Source organism: Streptomyces tamarix, assembly GCF_032423885.1.
In the GTDB taxonomy this organism is placed as follows: domain Bacteria; phylum Actinomycetota; class Actinomycetes; order Streptomycetales; family Streptomycetaceae; genus Streptomyces; species Streptomyces tamarix.
Window position 1 is genome coordinate 1 of sequence record NZ_JAWCTQ010000046.1, and the last position, 16,975, is coordinate 16,975.

Here is a 16,975-nt window from a genome sequence, read left to right on the forward strand (position 1 = left end):
CTTCGACGGCCCACAGGCGGCCCGGGTGAAACCCTGGGCCTGACAGGGATCTGCCCCATTCGCCGTCGGCAAGCCGGGGCAGTGGAGGCAACCCGCTGATCAGCGGAAGGAGTCCCGGCCCCCGACTCCCGGACGTGGGCGTTGTCAGCCTGCACGAGCCAGCAGAGTGCCGGGCCGTCTCTCTGAGTACGGCTACGTGCATGCACGTTGCCGTCAGGTGTTGCCGTCAGAACTGCGCATTTCGAGTTGTCCGATCTTGTTCCGCCAGAGTCCACGAGGGTCCACCCTCACCACGGAACCGCAGTTCACACCGGATCTCGTACGGTGCCGGACACCGACGGACGGCTACATACGATCCGCCTTCTGAGACCACGACTGAGACCGCCGGGCACCTCCGCCTTCCGGCTCTGCGGCCTGCGGTCACACGACGCCCGAGGCGCCACCGCCTGCCGTGGCCCGGCGCTCCTCAACGGTCGCCCTCAACTCTGCCGGCGTCGGCCAGGAGGCAGCGTCATGAGCTTGGGAATCACGGTGCGATCCCATACACGTCATGCCCCTGACCTACGCGAATACCTCGCAGTTCGCACTGTGGTGGAGCCCGAAGTGACCGCTGGTGACCGCTCCTCCCCGCCTGTTCTGGCACGCATCTGGCACGGGTGGCCCTCCGTTCGCCTGGGGCCGCCATTCTCATGCTTTGTACCTCGCGAGGCCCCGTACAGGGTCGTTCACCTGCCTTCACGGCCGGCTAGTCACCGGAGCGGCTACGGGCTTTGGTCTCGGCTGAACGTCCGTGAACGGCGCTGAGCGATACGGAAACTTAGACGGACAGCGGGCCAGACTGGCTGACAACATGGTTGTTGAAGGGGGCCTCATGGCGCTGGTTCGCAAGGGATCACGACGGATCGTCATAGACGGCACGGTCTACCGCTGGCGGCTGCGGGGCCGGCCGACGTACTGCCGGGGGCTGGCCTGGTCGCCGTGCACGTTCGCGGTGGAGCATGCGGACACTCCGGGGGCGACGCTCGTGGTCGTCACCGACCAGCCGCATCCGAGCAACTGGATCGGCCGCGAGGCTGAACCTGTACTGCCGTCCCGTGTCGCCGCGGCTGTTCGGCTCGCCTTGGGTAAGGGTTGGACTCCGAGGACTCCGGGCTCCTCGTTCCGTCTCGACCAGTCCACTGGCTTCACGCCCTCGTCCTGAACGATGTTGTAGAGCGACCACCGCTTTAGGAGAGAGGGAGGGCGGGACCGCACCTGACCTGCACAGACGCTGCGGGAGCTGATCGATACCGTAGAGCCCGACAATGCCCTTCGTTCCCCGTGGCTCCCCGCACGATCTGGCACGGATGTGGCACGGTCTTCGCGGCCGTCTGTCAGTGCCGCGGGATAGCGTCCACCTGCGCGCGGTCGCCTTCCGAGGTGTCCAGTTCTGCAGTGCAGCTGCATCCCTGGCTCTGTCCGGGGGCGGCCCGGTGTAAGCCCGGGACCCAACCGACGACCAGGCTCCGCCGATAGCCAAGAGCGCCCTGCCAGCGCCGGCCGCGCGCCCGATGTGTCGTTCGTACTGTAGGAGCTGTTGGGCTCCGCCAATGGGGCTACCGGTCCTCTACACTCTCGCCATGGTGGCTCGCCTTCCCTCACGCTACGAGGATCTTGACCCTGCCTTCCGTGGACGGTTGCGTCCAGATAGGCCCCTGCTGGCGCAAGTGCAGCGCGCCCACGCCAGTATGCAAATTACCGGCGGAATTCGATTCCTTCCCATATTCGGCCGAAGCGGGTCGGGCAAGAGTTCGGCAGCCCGAGAACTGTCTACACATCTCCCTGAATGCAAGGTCGTCGAGCTGTCTCGCTCGGCGATTGCTTCCGAAGCAGCCCTCCTAGAGGAGCTGCGAGCGGTCGAGGGCTACCGAGATAAAAGTAGGCTAATAATCGCCGTGGTAGACCAATTCGAGGAGCGGGTGGCAGAGAAAACTGCCTTGCCGTCACAGTTCGTGGAGAGATTGAGCCTTCTCGACAGAGGCGAGCTGCGCCAGCGCCCGATCCTTTTCCTGTGGCTGACCACCAGTCGAGAATTTCAATCGGATCTCGCAAAGGCGACATCTCGCAACGAGAGAATTCTCCTCAACCCAGATTTCGAATTGGCCGGACCTCCCAGAAATGACTGGGCGGAAATTCTCGAGGAAACATTCGCTTTCCACAACAAGAGTCAACCTTTGGCCGACTACGAAGTCTTGAAATCAGACGTCGACGAAATCGCCGATAAAGCGCCTACGATTGGTCGCTCTATCGAACTGGTTGGCGATCGGCTGGCTTCCTACACCACAGAGCTTCACGACATCTCCAGGTACCAGGTCGTAATGCTGTGGCCTGTTACAGACGGACTTAGGATCACCCGCGTAGCGGGATTCACCAATGCGCGCGACGGCTACAAGCTGGACTGGAACGCTTTTTACCGAGAACTGAACGAAGACGATCGACAGACGCTTCCCCTGTCGGAACTGAATAGGGCACGACTCTATTTCGATGTGCGGCTCGTGCCGATCGCCGCCGCGGACTTGCATCCCCTCTGCCGCGATCTAGAGAAAGCAGACTTCGAACCCAGTAGGTCATACTTGGAGCGTTTCGAGAAGTCTCACTTCGTTTCCATCGTCGGGGAGAATTGGGATCCGTCTGCCTATAGCCCGCTTCGTGAACGTGAATCAGAGCGCGCCACAAAGGCGCGCGAGTGGTATGAAAGCGTAACCACCAAGCCCACTCAATTGGGATCTCGAATCGCGTTGTGCTTGAGATCGCTCGGCTATGACGCTAAGTCGGAACAAGAGGTCAAAACCCCCAGTAGTAGGGTTCGGGCCGACGTCCTAGTTTCGCGACCTGACAGTCAGCAGAACTCGGTGATCGTGGAGCTGAAAGCCTTCTCGACTGAGAACACCCGACCTTCGTCAATCAAGGATGCGATTCGCGTGACACTTAAGCGTCACGCACAGTTGGCGGGCTTCCTAGGGCGACAGTGAAGCGGTGAATCACCATAGCTGCAATGCGGGCAGGGATTAGATACTTCTAGTTTCAGCTCGCGCGACACACGAAAGCACCTAAGGTGGCGCGTTCCAGGTCGCTCCAGGACCTGCCCCAACTCCCATCCCGTCTGCCGTCGACCCACACGTATGTGGAGCGGGCGCGGGCCCTGGCGTCCAGGTGGAGCGCGCCACTGTACGAACGACCTGGACGCCAGGGTCCGTGTCTGCTCGGCTTGCCCTGGGTCGACGGCAGACGGGATGGGAGTTCCCCACCGCCACACCCCACGGCCGGCACCCGCTCGCGGAACCCCCGCCCACCCTGGTGCTTGTTGCGCCCCCGCCGGAGGCATGTCGGTGACGGGAAGAGAACCGCGGGCGTCGGGGACTCGGACTCATGCTCTTGGGCCTATCCCGTCTTGCAGGGGCGGGCGTCGGCGCAGCGGGGGCGGAGCGGGCCGAAGGCAGGAGCGTCGCCCCGAGCGGAGCCGGGAAGCCCGCCCGGCGGAGCAGAGCGCAGCCGGGTGCTTGGTCAAGTAGGGAAAGTTCTACCGTCCTCGGTGGCGACGGTTTTCAAGACCGACCGGCGTACAGCAGCCACCCCTACCCTGACCTGCTGGTTTTCCGCGTCCAGACTGCCGTGGGCGCGCGCTGGCCCACACATGGCCCACGAGACCCCGAAATCGTCCTCCTGAGGGCCGCCACACTCGTCCCCACGAGCAGCCCAGAGCGAGCACTTACGGAAGCGAGAGAGACACATGGCTGAGTCATCCGTGCCGCTCCCCCGTTACGCTGGCGAGCCCCAGCCGATGGCCTGGGAGTGTGCGCCGAGGATGGGACCCAAGGCGCAGAGGGTCTACGAGACGATCCGTTCCTGGATCGAGTCAGGACGGTACGGCCCCGGCGACAAGCTGCCGACAGAGCGGACGTTGAGCGCTGAGCTTGAGATCGGCCGCACCGCTCTCCGGCAGGTGCTGGGCCCTCCGGCGGGTGCTGGCCCGTTTGACGAGCGAGCGGTTCATCAAGGCGTACGGACGCAGCGCTTACCGGGTCGCGGGCAGCGAGGGCGTTCCCACGCCGGCCGACCTGGAGCCGTGGCAGGTCCACGGCAGCCGTCGCATCTACGAAAACCGCTGGGTGAACCTCGACCTGGTCGACGTGGAGCCGCCGGGCGTCAAGCGCTTCGAACACCACGTGGTCCGGCTACACCACGGCTGCGGCGAGCCACGCTCGCAGCCGAGGCGACTGCCGCTCAGGCTGGGTCTGCTGTGCGTTCCGCACCAGTTCGACGGCGGGCTGCGGGCGGCCGGCGTCAGCCAGCACGTACGCCTGCCCGTCCATGGCGTGAGCAAGGTACAGCGGCGACTCGGCGTCCTGTGCCGCCTTCTTCGCCAGCTCGTACCGCCGCCATGCCCGCTCCACGGCGCCCGCACGATCCCGATGGACCAGTGGCGGGCGCGGATGTGGCTGGATACGTGGGTGTGAGGGCTTCCGGTTGATTCCGTTCGGGTAACGGGCGCGCACGTGTTCGACTCTGCGGCATAGGGTTTCCCCAACGGATCTTGAACACGTTCAGGGGGACGTGCCGACGGAGGGGGACCGCGGAATGCGCAGCGGAGCGAAGGTGGCGGTCGTCGGCGGGTTGTTCGCCGTCGTCGCCGGGGGCGTCGGGTACGGGGCGTACAACCTGTGGGACGACCTGATGGGCAGCACGACCACCGCCGCGTCGGCCGACGGCTCGCCCAGGAGGACCGGTCCCGTCACGGCGGAGGAGACCGAGGCCACGGCGAAGGGCTTCCTCGCCGCGTGGGCGGCGGGCGACGCGGCCGAGGCCGCCCGGTTCACCAACGACCCGGCCACGGCGCAGACCGCGCTGTCCGCCTACCTGACGGAGACCCACGTCGGGGGCGTGAAGGCCACGGCGGGCGCGCCCAGCGGGACGACGGTGCCGTTCACGGTCAGCGCCGTCGTCTCGTACGGCGGGGCCCGCGTCCCGTGGACGTACGCGTCGCGGCTCACCGTCGTGCGGGGGCTCTCCACCGGGCAGCCGCGCGTCGACTGGTCGCCGGCCGTCCTGCACCCGGAGCTGAAGGACGGCCAGGCGCTGCGGGTGACCTCGTCCGGGGCGCCCGCCATCAAGGCCGTCGACCGCAACGGCGCCGAGCTGACGGCGGAGCGGTACCCGTCGCTCCGGCCGGTCCTGGACGAGTTGCGCGAGCGGTACGGCACCGGGGCGGGTGGCACGTCCGGCGTCGAACTCGTCGTCAGCGGCGAGGGCGACGCCGCGGACCGCACGCTGCTGACGCTGCGCGAGGGCAAGCCGGGCGAGGTCCGCACGACGCTGGACGCCGGGGTGCAGGCCGCCGCCGAGAAGGCGGTGAAGCGGTACGCCGAGTCCTCCGTGGTCGCGATCAAGCCGAGTACGGGCGAGATACGCGCGGTCGCCAACAACCGGAAGGACGGCTGGAACGCGGCGTTCCTCGGCAAGCAGGCGCCCGGGTCCACGATGAAGATCGTCACGGCGGCGCTGCTGCTGGAGAAGGGCCTCGTGGCCGCGGACCGGGTCGCGGAGTGCCCGCCCGAGGCGATGTACCACGGCACCACGATCAGGAACCTGGACGGCTTCTCCCTCGCCGGCAGGACGTTCACGGAGAGCTTCGCGCGCTCCTGCAACACCGCGTTCGTCAAGCTCATCGACGACGTGGACGACGACGACGCCCTCGGCAAGGAGGCCCGGGACGTCTTCGGCATCGGGATGAACTGGCAGGCGGGCGTGCCCACCTCGGACGGGTCCGTGCCCGCCGAGACGGGCGGGGTGGCCGCCACCCAGTACATCGGGCAGGGCACCGTCCAGATGAACGCCCTGAACATCGCCTCCATCGCGGCGACCGCGAAGAACGGCGCCTTCAAGCAGCCGGTCATCGTCCCGGCCGCCCTCGACGGCCGGGAGATCGCCGTGGCGCCCCGCGGCATGGACGGCTCGGCCGCCCGCCAACTGCGCGACATGATGCGCGCGACCGCCCGCGGCTACGGCACGGGCGCGGACGCGATGGCGGGCGTGAGCGGCGACAAGGGCGCGAAGACCGGTTCGGCGGAGGTCGACGACCAGGGGCAGGCGAACAGTTGGTTCGCTGCGTTCGCCGACGACCTGGCCGCCGCGGCGGTGGTCCAGGCGGCCGGGCACGGCGGCGACGCGGCGGGCCCGCTGGTGGCGTCCGTACTGAACGCGCGGTAACCACCCCGCCGAACGTCACCGCCGCGCCCGGCCCCACGCCGGCCGGCCCGGCGGGGGCCCGGCCCGATGGGGAGCCCGGCGGGGCACGCCCGGTGCATCCGGCACGTCCGGCTCCACGGGGCACCCGGCCCGGCGGGGCCCAGCTCGGCGGAGAGCCCGGCACGGCGCGCATCGCGGCGGCCGGGCCGATGGCGGCGGGCATCGAGCCGGGAGCGGGCTGGTGCCGCACACCGGGTGGGCCACCGCGCCGGGTGGGTCACCGACGCCGCGTACGGCCGCCGCGCCGCGCGCGCGGCGGTGCGGCGGCGCGGCTCACCCCTCGGTGGGGGTGCCCAGCTCGGTCACCGTGACCCAGGCGAACTCCTGCCCGGTGTGCGGGGCGCGGCTGTTGCCCCAGTCGTCGGTGGCGACGACCGCGTACAGCACCGTCTCGCCTTCCGGCGTCGCCTTGTGCAGGTAGCTCGTGTCGGTCTCGTTCAGCCAGGCGATCTGGCCGATGGCCCACGCCCCGTCCTCGCTGCCGATGGGGCCGTCGCCCAACCAGGTGGCCTTGTACACGTCGTACCGCTTGAGGTCCGGCTCCTGGTTCGGCTCCCACTCCAGCAGTACGCCGTCCTCGCGGGGCGTCGCGGTCAGGCCGGTGACGACGGCCGGGGGCACGCGGTCGCCGGGAGTGGTGTGCGTGACGGCGGCGGCGCGGGTCTCGTTGCCCGAGCGGTCGACGGCGGCCACGACGTACTCGTACGTGGTGCCATACCTGGCATTTCTGTCCTCGTACGCGAACGTGTACGGCCGGGTGGTGTCGTCCACGGCCCGGTCGATGCGGTCCACGGCCAGCTCCCCGTCGCGGTAGAGGCGGTATCCGGCCACGTCGTCGCTGGTGGACCCGGACCACTGCAGGTGGACGCCGTAGCGGCTGTCGGCGGTGGTCACGCCGGTCGGCGGGGCGGGCGGGTGGTCGCCGCGGGTGACGGTCAGGTCGGCGGACCGGACGGAGGCGTTTCCGGCGGCGTCGACGGCGCTCACCGAGTAGGTGTAGTCGGCCCGTTCGGGGGCGGTCGTGTCCGTCCAGGTGGGGGACGTGACGGTGGCGGCCTCGACGACGGGCTGGATCTCCCCGTTCACGGGGCGTTTCTGCCGGAACACGGTGTACCGCGCCGCGTCGGGCACCGCCGTCCACCGGAGCGTCACCCCGCCCCGCGCGTCGGCGCCGGTGAGGCCGGTCGGGGAGGCGGGCCGGGTGCGGTCGACGCTGACGACGGACCGGTCGGCGCTGCCCGTCGACTCGTTGCCGGCCTTGTCGACAGCGCGGACCTCGTACAGGTACGTCTCGCCGGTGGCGGGCGGGAGGTTCGCGTACGTGTCGGACGTGACGAGGCCGGTGCCGCTGACCCGCGACCAGGCGGTGGAGGTGGCGGGGCGCCGGTACACGCGGTACCCGGCGATGTCCATCTCCTTGTTGCGGAGCCACAGCAGGGTGGCCCTGTTGACGGTCCGGTCGTAGCTGACGGACGGACCCGTGGGGGCGAGCGGGCGGACCTTGTCGACGGTGGAGGCGGTGCGGGGCGCGTAGGTGAACTTGACGTTCGCGGCGCCGGTCCAGGCGGCGAAGTCGACGCGGATCGTGTGGGAGCCGGCCGGGAGGGAGAGGTTGAGCGTGCGCCGCTGGGTGGCGGTGACGTTCCGCCACGCGTCGATCTTGCGGACGCCGTCGACGTACACGCGGACGCCGTCCTGCGACTCGGCGGTGAAGGTGAAGGGGCCGCCGGAACCGAAGTCGCGGGTGAGGGTCCAGCGGGCGGAGAAGTTGTCCTTCGGCAGCGTGACGCCGGGAGGGTCGCCGAGGCCGTAGTTCTGGTTGAGCGCGCTTTCGCAGAAGGTCGCCTTCGGCGTGCCGCTCAGCGTCGTGTTGGCGTAGAACTGCACCCGCCACTTGGGCGAGGAACAGACGGAGGCCGCGGCGGCCGGGGTGGCGGTCAGCAGACCGCCGGTGACGGCGAGCACGGCCGTGGTGGCCAGTGCTCCCGCCCTGGTGCGAATGATCACAGAAGGGTCGACCTTTCAAGCCCACGTCAGGAGGGACGGCATGCGTGGGGGGCGGCGGCGGTACGGGTGGGGCCGGTGTTTCCGCCAGGGCGCGAATGCTACAGCCGTGTCATGCCCGCGCCCGCGCCAGGAGGGCGTACCGCTCGTCGTCGACGGGCCGCCCCCACAACGCGGCGTCCCCGTCGAGCCGCTCGACGCGCAGGTCGCGGACGAGCGGCGCGACGGCACCGGCCAGCACCTCGGCGGGCACGCCCCCGCCCCAGGGCAGCGCCTCACCACCGGGGACGTACGGCTCGGGCTCCCGCCCCGCCTCGCCCCACCGCCCCTCGACCAGGACGAGCCGCCCGCCGCTCCGCAGCAGACCGGTCCACGCGCGGAGGGCGGCCTCGGGCTCGGGGAGGGTCCATACGAGGTGCCGCACGAGGACGACGTCGAACCGCCGCTCCCCCACGGGCGGTCGCGCGGCGTCCCCCACCAGGAACCGCCCCGGCAGCCCCGCCGCCGCGAACTTCGCCCCGGCCCGCGCCACCATGCCCGGCGCGAGGTCGACCCCGGTGACGCGGTGCCCCTCCTCGGCGAGGACCAGCGCGAGGGAGCCCGTACCGCACCCCGCGTCGAGCACGTCGCACGCCCCGTCCGGCAGCCACCGCCGCAGCCGGTCCCGCCAGGCGCCGCGGGTACGGGGGTCGAGGAGCCCGTGGTCGGGCTCGTCGTCGAACGAGGCGGAGGCGGAGTCCCAGTGAGCGGCGATGGCGGCGTTCAGTCCGGTCATCGGGGCATCGTCGCACCGCCCACCGACAACGCCCCCGGAAAACACCTCGTACTCCCCCGCCGCACGGCACTAGCCTCCCGTCCCATGACCACCCCTCCCCCTCCCCCCGCCCTGCGGACGATCCACGGCACCCCCGTCTGGATGTGCCCCGCCGAGGGCCCGCCCGTGGCGGGCGAACAGGACGCCCTGGACCTGATCGGTGACGCCGGTTACTGGGGCGCCCGGTGGGTCGTCGTCCCGGTCGCGCGTTTCGACGAGGCGTTCTTCCGCCTGCGCACGCGCGTGGCGGGCGACGTCGTCCAGAAGTTCGTGAACTACCGCATGGGGCTGGTCGTCCTCGGTGACGTCTCCCACCACACGGAGGGGAGTCCGGCGCTGCGGGACTTCGTCCGCGAGTGCAACAGGGGCACGCAGACGTGGTTCGTCCCGGCCCTGCGGGACCTGACGGACCGCCTGGAGCCCTGAGCGACCGGTCCGGGGGCGAGACCGGGGCGGCCGGGGCGGGGCGGAGCCGGGGGCGGGAGTGGCCGGTGCTGTGGCCGGGGCCGCTCCGGGGGCGGGAGCGGTCGGGGCCGGGACGGGGCGGCCGGGGCTGAGGCCGGGACCGGGGCGGGAGCGGCCGGGGTCGGGGCCGGGGGTGAGGCCGGGACGGGGGTGGCCGACCGCTCAGCGCGGATCGCGCGCGCAGCGGGGGCAGAGGCAGGGCGGCCAGACGCTCGACCCCAGCGGGGCCGGGCGGTCCGTGACGCGGTACGCGCGCGGGGCGCCCCAGGTGCGCCCCCCGTCCCGGGAGACCCGCAGGGTGAGCAACCGCAGGGGCTCGCCTTCCGTGCCCGCCGCGCCTTCCGCACCGGTGTTCACCGCGGCGCCGTCCGGTGCTCGTGGTTGCGCAGCTCGACGTTGCAGTCGGACACCTTGGACAGGTCGCCCCGCCGCCGCGCGGCGGCGCGCTCCGCCACGAGGGCGGCACACACCCGGCAGCCGGGTGTGCCCTTCGGCTCCGGCACGGGCAGGGCGAGGTGTACGGGGCCGTCCATGGCCGTCGTCGTCCGCATGGACGGGACGCTAGGGAGGGGCAGTCGGGGTGTGCCAGCCGATGTTCTCGCATGTTCTCACGGAATGCCCGAATGTCCTCGGCTGTTCTCACACAGAGTGCCGAATCCTGTACCCCGTGCTGTCCGGTGACGCCATGCTTGGGGCGTCAACTCGCCTGATGGAAGGGCGTGAAGGATGGCACGACGACTGCGCTTCAACGGCACGGGCTCGGGCGGGGACGGCTGCCCGGCCGTTCACGAGGACATGGACAGCGGCGAGATCATCGTCCACGGACCGCCGCTCACCGACCCGGAGGACATCGCCCGACTCCAGCACCTCGGAGAAGGCGAGGTGCCGATCGTCGTTCCCCGAAACCTGCTCGTCGACTTCGGTCCCAAGGAGGGCGACCGCACCCCGCGGATGATCGACCTGGCCGAGTTCAGCAAGCTGTTCGAGACCTTCGAGCACACGGCCTGGCGGCTGGAGACGCGTCGCCGCTACGCCTCGGACGAGGCGACCGAGACATACGCCCAGTTCATCGCGGGGCAGCCGATCCAGTGGGACTACGACGACGCCTGGTGCACCAAGGTGCGGAACCAGACGGCGCAGGGCAAGCGATTCGAGCGGGTTCGCCTCGTTGACAGCCCTCCCACCCCGGGGCAGTTGTTCCTTCTGGAGAACGCCAAGCGGAACTGCGCCGTCGGGGAGGACATTCGCAGCCTGTGGCGCGAGGACGCCGACCGGCTCCACCTCCCCGCCGAGGACTTCTGGCTCTTCGACTCCCGCTATGCCGCCCTGCTGGTCTTCGACGACGACGACAACCTGCTCGGCGCGGAGTTGATCACCGAGCCCGTGGCGGTCAACCGCTACGCCCAGATCCGCGATGCGGCCTGGCACCACGCCGTGAAGTACGACCGGTTCACGGCCGGGCTGACGACCTAGACCGGGCGAAGTACCGTGGGCCGGTGAGCACAGACTTCCAGAAGGCACGGGCGGATCTCGGGGCACGCCTGCGGGAACTGCGTGTGTCCGGACCTCTCGGACCGCTCACCGGCCCTCAGCTCGCGCAACTTCTCGGATGGGCCCATTCGAAGATCTACAAGTTGGAGAACGGCCGCCAGACCGCCACCGCCGCCGATCTCCAGGCGTGGGCGGAGGCCACCGGCCAGCCGGGAGCCGCGGAGGAACTGCGGGCCCGCCTCAAGAGCCTGGAGTCCCACATCCGTTCGTGGCGGCGCCAGTTGGCCTCCGGCCACAAACCGGTGCAGGACAACATCACGGCTGAGCACGCCCGTTCCAAGACTCTGCGCATCTGGCAGAACTCCCTGGTCACGGGCATGCTGCAAACACCCGGGTACGCCCGTGCCGTCTTCACGCGATACGCCGAGCTCATGCAGTCTCCACGTGACACCGAAGACGCCGTGCGCGCCCGAATCCAGCGTCAGGAAGGGCTCTACGACCCCGCGAGGCAGTACAAGATCCTCATGTGGGAGGCGGCTCTCAGGGCCCGCGTCTGTCCGCTCCCCGTACTCGCCGCCCAGCTCGACCGGCTCCTGAGCGTCATCGGCCTCGACACCGTCGAACTCGGCATCGTTCCCTTCACGGCACCTCTGAAGGTCCCCCCGGGCAACGGCTTCTGGATGTACGACGAGCGCCTCGTCATCGTCGAGGACTGGCACGCCGAGCTGTGGCTCGACGACGCCGACAACATCGCCACCTACGCACGGGTCTGGCGGACCCTGCGCGAGTCCGCCGTCTTCGGAACCGAGGCCCAGCGGGTGATCCACGAGGCCCGCCGGGAGCTGGACGGCCAATAGGGCGGCGCGTCGGGCGCGGCGCTCCCCGGCCGGTTACCCGTTCGCCTTCCGCACCGCCCGCACCAGGGCCTGGGCGCGGGGGTCCGCGGTGACGCCCTTGCGCATGCCGTTGGTGACGTAGGCGAAGGCGATGCCCGACTCCGGGTCGGCGAAGGCGAGGGAGCCGCCCCTGCCGGGGTGGCCGAAGGAGCCGGGGGCGAGGAGCGGCGACGCCGGGCCGTGCAGCATGTAGCCGAGGCCGAAGCGGGTGCCGACGACCAGGACGCGGTCGGGGCCCGCCGACTCCTCCGTGCGGGCCAGCGCCAGGGTCGCCGGGGCGAACAGGCGGTGGCCGTCCACGGGGCCGAGCAGCGCCGCGTAGAACCGGGCCAGGGCGCGTGCCGTGGCGATGCCGCCCGAGCCGGGCAACCCCGCCGCGCGGTACTCGGGCGCGTTCTCGTCCGGTGCCGGGTCGATCACCGCGAAGGCCCGCCGCGTCAGCGACCCCGCGTCCCGGTACGCCTCCGCCACCGACCGCTTCGGGCGCAGCACGAGGCCGCCGGAGGCCGACGCGGGCGGCTCGTCGAGCCGGCCGACGCGGCCGACGCGGTGCGCCTCGTCGTCGGGCAGGCCCAGCCACAGGTCGAGGCCGAGCGGGCGGGCCACCTCCTCCGCGACCCACCGCCCGATGGACCGGCCCGTGACGCGCTGCACCAGGCCGGCGAGGAGCCAGCTGTACGTGTGCGCGTGGTAGCCGTGGTCGGTGCCGGGCTCCCAGACCGGGGCCTGGGCCGCGACCGCCGCCGTCGCCCGCTCGAAGCGGCTCCCCGCGTCCAGCGCGTCCTCGGGCGACAGGGGCGCGTCCAGCACGGGGACACCGGCCCGGTGCGCCAGCAGGTGCCGTACGCGCGTCCGTTCCTTGCCCGCCGCCTTGTACTCCGGCCAGTACGTCCCGACCGGCGCGTCCAGGTCGAGTTGGCCGCGCTGGTGCAGCAGCAGCGGCACCGCCGCCGCGACGCCCTTCGTGACGGACCGTACGACCTGGGCGGTGTCCACCGCCCACGGCGCACCGCCGTCGACGTCCCGCGTGCCGGCCCACAGGTCGACGACCTTCCGGCCGTCCCGGTACACGGCGACCGCCGCGCCGCGCTCCCCGCGCTGCTCGAAGTTGCGCGTGAACGCGTCCTTCACCGGCTCGAAGCCGGGGTCCACGGTGCCCTGGACGTCCACCTCTGCCCGCACTTTCTCTCGGGGTCGCTCACCCCATGGTGCAACGGCCCGGATCCCGCCCGGATTCCGGGTCCGCCTCGCGGCCGGGCCGGCGCCGAACGGCGACTCCGGGCGGTGCCCGCGCACCGGCTCCCCGGACGCGAACGGCTCGCCGGGCGCGAACGGCTCGCCGGGCGGGGCGTGCGCCGCGACGGCGGCCACGGTGACGGGACCGGCGGACGGTGGCAGGACCGGCGACCACGGTGACGGGCCCGATGGGCGGTGACCGGACCGGTGGGCGGTGACGGGACCGGCGAACGGGACGGGCCCGGCGGACGGTGACAGGCCCGGCGACCATGGTGACCGGACCGGTGGGGGGTGACGGAACCGGTGGGCGGTCACCGGGACGGGACCGGTGGGCGCGGACACGGGCGTGCCCGGATCCGTCGCGTACGCGCGCGGCGTCCGCTCCCGGGTGTTCGGCGGTGTCCGGCCGGTCGGCGACGGCCGCTCCCGCGCACCCCGCGCAGGGGCGGCGGAGGCGCGGAAGCGGCGCCGGGCGGGGTCGGTGGATGGGTGGGACAGTGGGGGGTACGCGGTATGAGCAGGTACTGGCAAGTGTGAGGAGCCCGTGATGTGCCCCGCCGACGTACACCCCGAAGAGGCCCGTCCGGGCGGGGAGACCCGCTCCGACGGTCCGCGCGCGGCCGTGCGGGCCGCGGAACCGGCCGGGGCGGTGGGGTCCGTACGGGCCGGCCCGCCGGTGGAGGTGCGGGCGCGGGGCATGGTCGTGACGGACGGCCCGCTGTCCCGGCCGGTGCCGGTGGCGCTGCGCTACGACCCCGGCACGGAGCCGGGAGCGGTGCGGTTCGTCCTGCCCGGCGGCAGTTGGTCGTGCCCGCGCACGCTGCTGGAGACGGGGCTGCGGGCGCCCGCGCACGACGGGGACGTCGACGTGTGGCCGTGCGGGCGGGTGCAGACGGTGGTCGAGTTCCACTCGCCGGAGGGCACGGAGGTCGTCCAGTTCGACTCGTCGGCGCTGCGCGGTTTCCTGCGGCGGACGTACGCCGCCGCCACCGCGCCGGCCGCGCGCTGATCGCGCGCCGGCGGAGTGGCGGCACGGGGCTGAGGCGGGACGGGGCCTCACCCGGACGGCGCACCGGCGGCCGTACGGTTCCTGTCCGGCTCCCGTCCGCCGCACGAGGGCCCCCGCCCGCGGAGCCCCACCCGAGGGGCCCCACCCCGGAGCGTCAGGCCCGAGGAGCCCCGGCCGAGGGGACCCGTCAGAGGGGCCCGCCCGAGGAACCCCGCCTCGGAGCGTCAGGCCCGGGGGCACCCCGCCCGAGGAGCCCCACCCAAGGAACCCCACCCCGGAGCGTCAGGCCCGAGGAGCCCCGGCCAAGGGGACCCGTCAGAGGGGCCCGCCCGAGGAACCCCGCCCCCGGTCGTCAGGGTCGAACGCACCCCGTCCGAGGCCCCCGACCCGAGGAGCCCCACCTGGGGCATCCCGCCCCGGAGCGTCAGGCCCCGGGGCGTCAGGCCCGTACGAGTTCCCGTTCCTGGTCGGCGTCCGGGTCGCCGGGGTGGCCGGTGCCGCCGGCGAGCTCCTTGCGCAGGCCCTCGCCCTCGACGTCGACGTTCGGCAGGACGCGGTCCAGCCAGCGCGGCAGCCACCACGCCTTGTGGCCGAGCAGGGCGAGGACGGCCGGGACGATGGCCATGCGGACGACGAACGCGTCGAACAGGACGGCCGCGGCGAGACCAAAGCCGATCATCTTCACCATCTGCTCGCTGGCCCCGATGAAGCCCGCGAAGACGGCGATCATGATGACGGCGGCGGCGGTGACGACGCGGGCGCCGTGGCGGAAGCCGGTGACGATCGCCTCGCCGGGCCGCTCGCCGTGAACGTACGCCTCGCGCATGCGGGTGACGAGGAAGACCTCGTAGTCCATGGCGAGGCCGAAGACGACGCCCACCATGAAGATCGGCATCATGCTCATGATCGGGCCGGTCTGTTCCACGCCGAAGACCGAGCCGAGCCAGCCCCACTGGAAGACGGCGACGACGGCGCCGAGGGCGGCGACCACCGACAGGAGGAAGCCGAGGGCGGCCTTGAGCGGTACGAGCACGGACCGGAAGACGACCATCAGCAGCAGGAAGGCGAGGCCGACGACGAGCGCCAGGTAGGGCAGCAGCGCGTCGTTCATCTTCTGCGAGAAGTCGATGTTCATCGCGGTCTGGCCGCTGACGAGGACGTTGTCGCCGGTCGCGTCGCGGATGTCGTGGACGAGGTCCTCGGTGGCCGTGGACGACGGGCGGTCCTTCGGCACGACGGTGATCATCGCCGTGTCGCCGGCCTTGTTCGGGGTGGGCGGGGTGACGGCGGCGACGCCGTCGAGGCCCTTGATCGTGTCGGCGGCCCGGGCGGCGGCGTCCTTGTCGCCGTCCACGACGACCATCAGCGGGCCGTTGAAGCCGGGGCCGAAACCGTCGGACAGCAGGTCGTACGCGCGGCGCTGGGTGGTGGAGGTCGGCTGGGCGCCGTCGTCGGGCAGGCCCATCTCCAGGGAGGCGGCCGGCACGGCGAGCGCGCCGAGGCCGACGACGCCGACGAGCAGGACGGTGACGGGGCGGCGCAGGATGAAGCGGGCCCAGCGGGTCCCGGCGTTCGGCACGGCCCCCTCGGCCCCGCCGGTACCGCCGGTTCCCTCGGTTCCGCCGGCCTCACCGGGACCGGTGGCGGTCGCGGCCTCCCGGCCGGCGACCGTCTCACGGGCCTGAGGCGCCTCGCCGGCCTCGCCGGTCTCGCCGGCCCTGCGGGCCTTGTCGGCCCTGCGGGCCTTGCGGCCGAGGATGCGCCCGCCCGCGTAGCCGAGCAGCGCCGGTATGAGGGTCAGCGCGATCAGTACGGCGATGGCGACCGTGCCGGCGGCGGCGACGCCCATCTTCGTCAGCATCGGGATGTTGACGACGGCGAGGCCGACCAGGGCGATGACGACGGTCAGGCCGGCGAAGACGACGGCCGAGCCGGCGGTGCCGACCGCGCGGCCGGCGGCCTCCTCGCGGTCGTGGCCCTCGGCGAGCTCGGCGCGGTAGCGGGAGACGATGAACAGGGCGTAGTCGATGCCGACGGCGAGGCCGATCATCGTGGCGAGGGTGGCGGTGGTGGAGCCGAGGTCCAGGGCGCTGGCGAGGGCGGTGATCGACGAGACGCCGATGCCGACGCCGATGATCGCGGTGAGCAGCGGCAGGCCGGCCGCGATGAGCGAGCCGAAGGTGATGACGAGGACGATCCCGGCGACGATCACGCCGATGATCTCCCCCGTGCCGGTCTCGGGCATCGTCTGGAGGGCGTCGCCGCCGATCTCGACGGTCAGGCCGCCGTCCTGCGCCTCGGCGCCGGTCTCCTGGAGCGCGTCGCGCGTCGCGTCGGTCAGCTCCATGCCGTTGACCTCGTACGAGACGTGGATGTACGCGGTGGTGCCGTCGCGCGAGACGGCCTGCGCGGCGTACGGGTCGGTGACGTTGGCGACCTGGTCGGAACCGGCGCGGAGGTCCGCGACGGCCTTGTCGACGCGGGCCTTGTTCGCCGGGTCGGTCATCTTCTGCCCGTCGGGCGCCTTGAAGACGACCCGGGCGGTGGCGCCGTCGGCGCTGCCACCGGGGAAACGTTCCTCCAGCAGGTCGAAGGCCCTCTGTGCCTCCGTACCGGGCATGGAGAAGGAGCTGGAGGTGGCTGCCGGCGCGGACGCGGCGCCCACTCCGGCGAGGGCCAGGAGCGCGACCCACAGGAGGGTCACGAGATGGCGGCGCCGGAAGGCGAACCGGCCGAGTTTGTAGAGGAACGTGGCCACTGGGGCGTACTCCCGAG

General features: G+C 71.7%; 12 protein-coding genes and 2 pseudogenes. 8 read left to right on the top strand and 6 right to left on the bottom strand.

Going from position 1 to position 16,975, the window contains the following annotated elements:
- Window positions 1–871 precede the first annotated feature (871 nt).
- From RND61_RS27035 to RND61_RS27045, 3 genes and pseudogenes are all read left to right on the top strand, one after another.
- Window positions 872–1,201: a hypothetical protein gene (locus tag RND61_RS27035; RefSeq protein ID WP_315880735.1), complete on the top strand. Its 330-nt coding sequence runs from the start codon at window positions 872–874 to the stop codon at window positions 1,199–1,201.
- Between the two features lie 418 nt (window positions 1,202–1,619).
- Complete coding sequence (locus tag RND61_RS27040) at window positions 1,620–3,011, top strand: hypothetical protein (protein WP_315880736.1); 1,392 nt, start codon at window positions 1,620–1,622, stop codon at window positions 3,009–3,011.
- A gap of 833 nt (window positions 3,012–3,844) precedes the next feature.
- Window positions 3,845–4,223, top strand: a pseudogene (locus tag RND61_RS27045) (winged helix-turn-helix domain-containing protein); the annotation flags it as partial.
- Here the strand turns inward: RND61_RS27045 and RND61_RS27050 are convergent.
- Window positions 4,224–4,442 (bottom strand): annotated as a pseudogene (locus RND61_RS27050) (XRE family transcriptional regulator); the annotation flags it as partial. It abuts the pseudogene before it with no gap.
- A gap of 175 nt (window positions 4,443–4,617) precedes the next feature.
- On the opposite strand from RND61_RS27050, the gene RND61_RS27055 reads away from it, so the two are divergent.
- Window positions 4,618–6,246: a penicillin-binding transpeptidase domain-containing protein gene (locus RND61_RS27055; protein WP_315880737.1), complete on the top strand. Its 1,629-nt coding sequence runs from the start codon at window positions 4,618–4,620 to the stop codon at window positions 6,244–6,246.
- A 312-nt stretch (window positions 6,247–6,558) separates the two neighbouring features.
- Here the strand turns inward: RND61_RS27055 and RND61_RS27060 are convergent, their stop codons facing one another.
- Complete coding sequence (locus RND61_RS27060; protein WP_315880738.1) at window positions 6,559–8,292, bottom strand: fibronectin type III domain-containing protein; 1,734 nt, start codon at window positions 8,290–8,292, stop codon at window positions 6,559–6,561.
- A gap of 109 nt (window positions 8,293–8,401) precedes the next feature.
- Window positions 8,402–9,064 carry a class I SAM-dependent methyltransferase gene (locus RND61_RS27065; protein WP_315880739.1) on the bottom strand — a complete coding sequence of 221 codons (663 nt, stop codon included), beginning with the start codon at window positions 9,062–9,064 and terminating at the stop codon, window positions 8,402–8,404.
- 84 nt (window positions 9,065–9,148) lie between these two features.
- Here RND61_RS27065 and RND61_RS27070 point away from each other — a divergent pair, with 84 nt between their 5' ends.
- The gene (locus tag RND61_RS27070; RefSeq protein ID WP_315880740.1) at window positions 9,149–9,529 is read left to right on the top strand and encodes a DUF4180 domain-containing protein; all 381 of its coding nucleotides are present in this window, start codon (window positions 9,149–9,151) and stop codon (window positions 9,527–9,529) included.
- A gap of 392 nt (window positions 9,530–9,921) precedes the next feature.
- On the opposite strand, the gene RND61_RS27075 is transcribed toward RND61_RS27070, so the two are convergent.
- Entirely contained in the window at window positions 9,922–10,119 is a 198-nt protein-coding gene (locus RND61_RS27075; RefSeq protein ID WP_315880741.1) for a hypothetical protein, read from the bottom strand.
- Window positions 10,120–10,294: 175 nt separating this feature from the next.
- Between RND61_RS27075 and RND61_RS27080 the strand changes: the two genes are divergently transcribed.
- A complete protein-coding gene (locus RND61_RS27080; RefSeq protein WP_315880742.1) occupies window positions 10,295–11,041 on the top strand; it encodes a DUF6879 family protein in 747 nt (248 codons plus the stop codon).
- A 23-nt stretch (window positions 11,042–11,064) separates the two neighbouring features.
- Window positions 11,065–11,916: a helix-turn-helix domain-containing protein gene (locus RND61_RS27085; RefSeq protein WP_315880743.1), complete on the top strand. Its 852-nt coding sequence runs from the start codon at window positions 11,065–11,067 to the stop codon at window positions 11,914–11,916.
- A 33-nt stretch (window positions 11,917–11,949) separates the two neighbouring features.
- Here RND61_RS27085 and RND61_RS27090 read toward each other — a convergent pair whose 3' ends face one another.
- Window positions 11,950–13,125 carry a serine hydrolase domain-containing protein gene (locus RND61_RS27090; protein ID WP_315880781.1) on the bottom strand — a complete coding sequence of 392 codons (1,176 nt, stop codon included), beginning with the start codon at window positions 13,123–13,125 and terminating at the stop codon, window positions 11,950–11,952.
- A 613-nt stretch (window positions 13,126–13,738) separates the two neighbouring features.
- Here RND61_RS27090 and RND61_RS27095 point away from each other — a divergent pair.
- Window positions 13,739–14,200, top strand: coding sequence for an SsgA family sporulation/cell division regulator (locus RND61_RS27095; RefSeq protein ID WP_315880744.1), 462 nt, complete (start codon window positions 13,739–13,741; stop codon window positions 14,198–14,200).
- 439 nt (window positions 14,201–14,639) lie between these two features.
- Here RND61_RS27095 and RND61_RS27100 read toward each other — a convergent pair whose 3' ends face one another.
- Complete coding sequence (locus RND61_RS27100; protein ID WP_315880745.1) at window positions 14,640–16,958, bottom strand: MMPL family transporter; 2,319 nt, start codon at window positions 16,956–16,958, stop codon at window positions 14,640–14,642.
- Window positions 16,959–16,975: the final 17 nt, after the last annotated feature.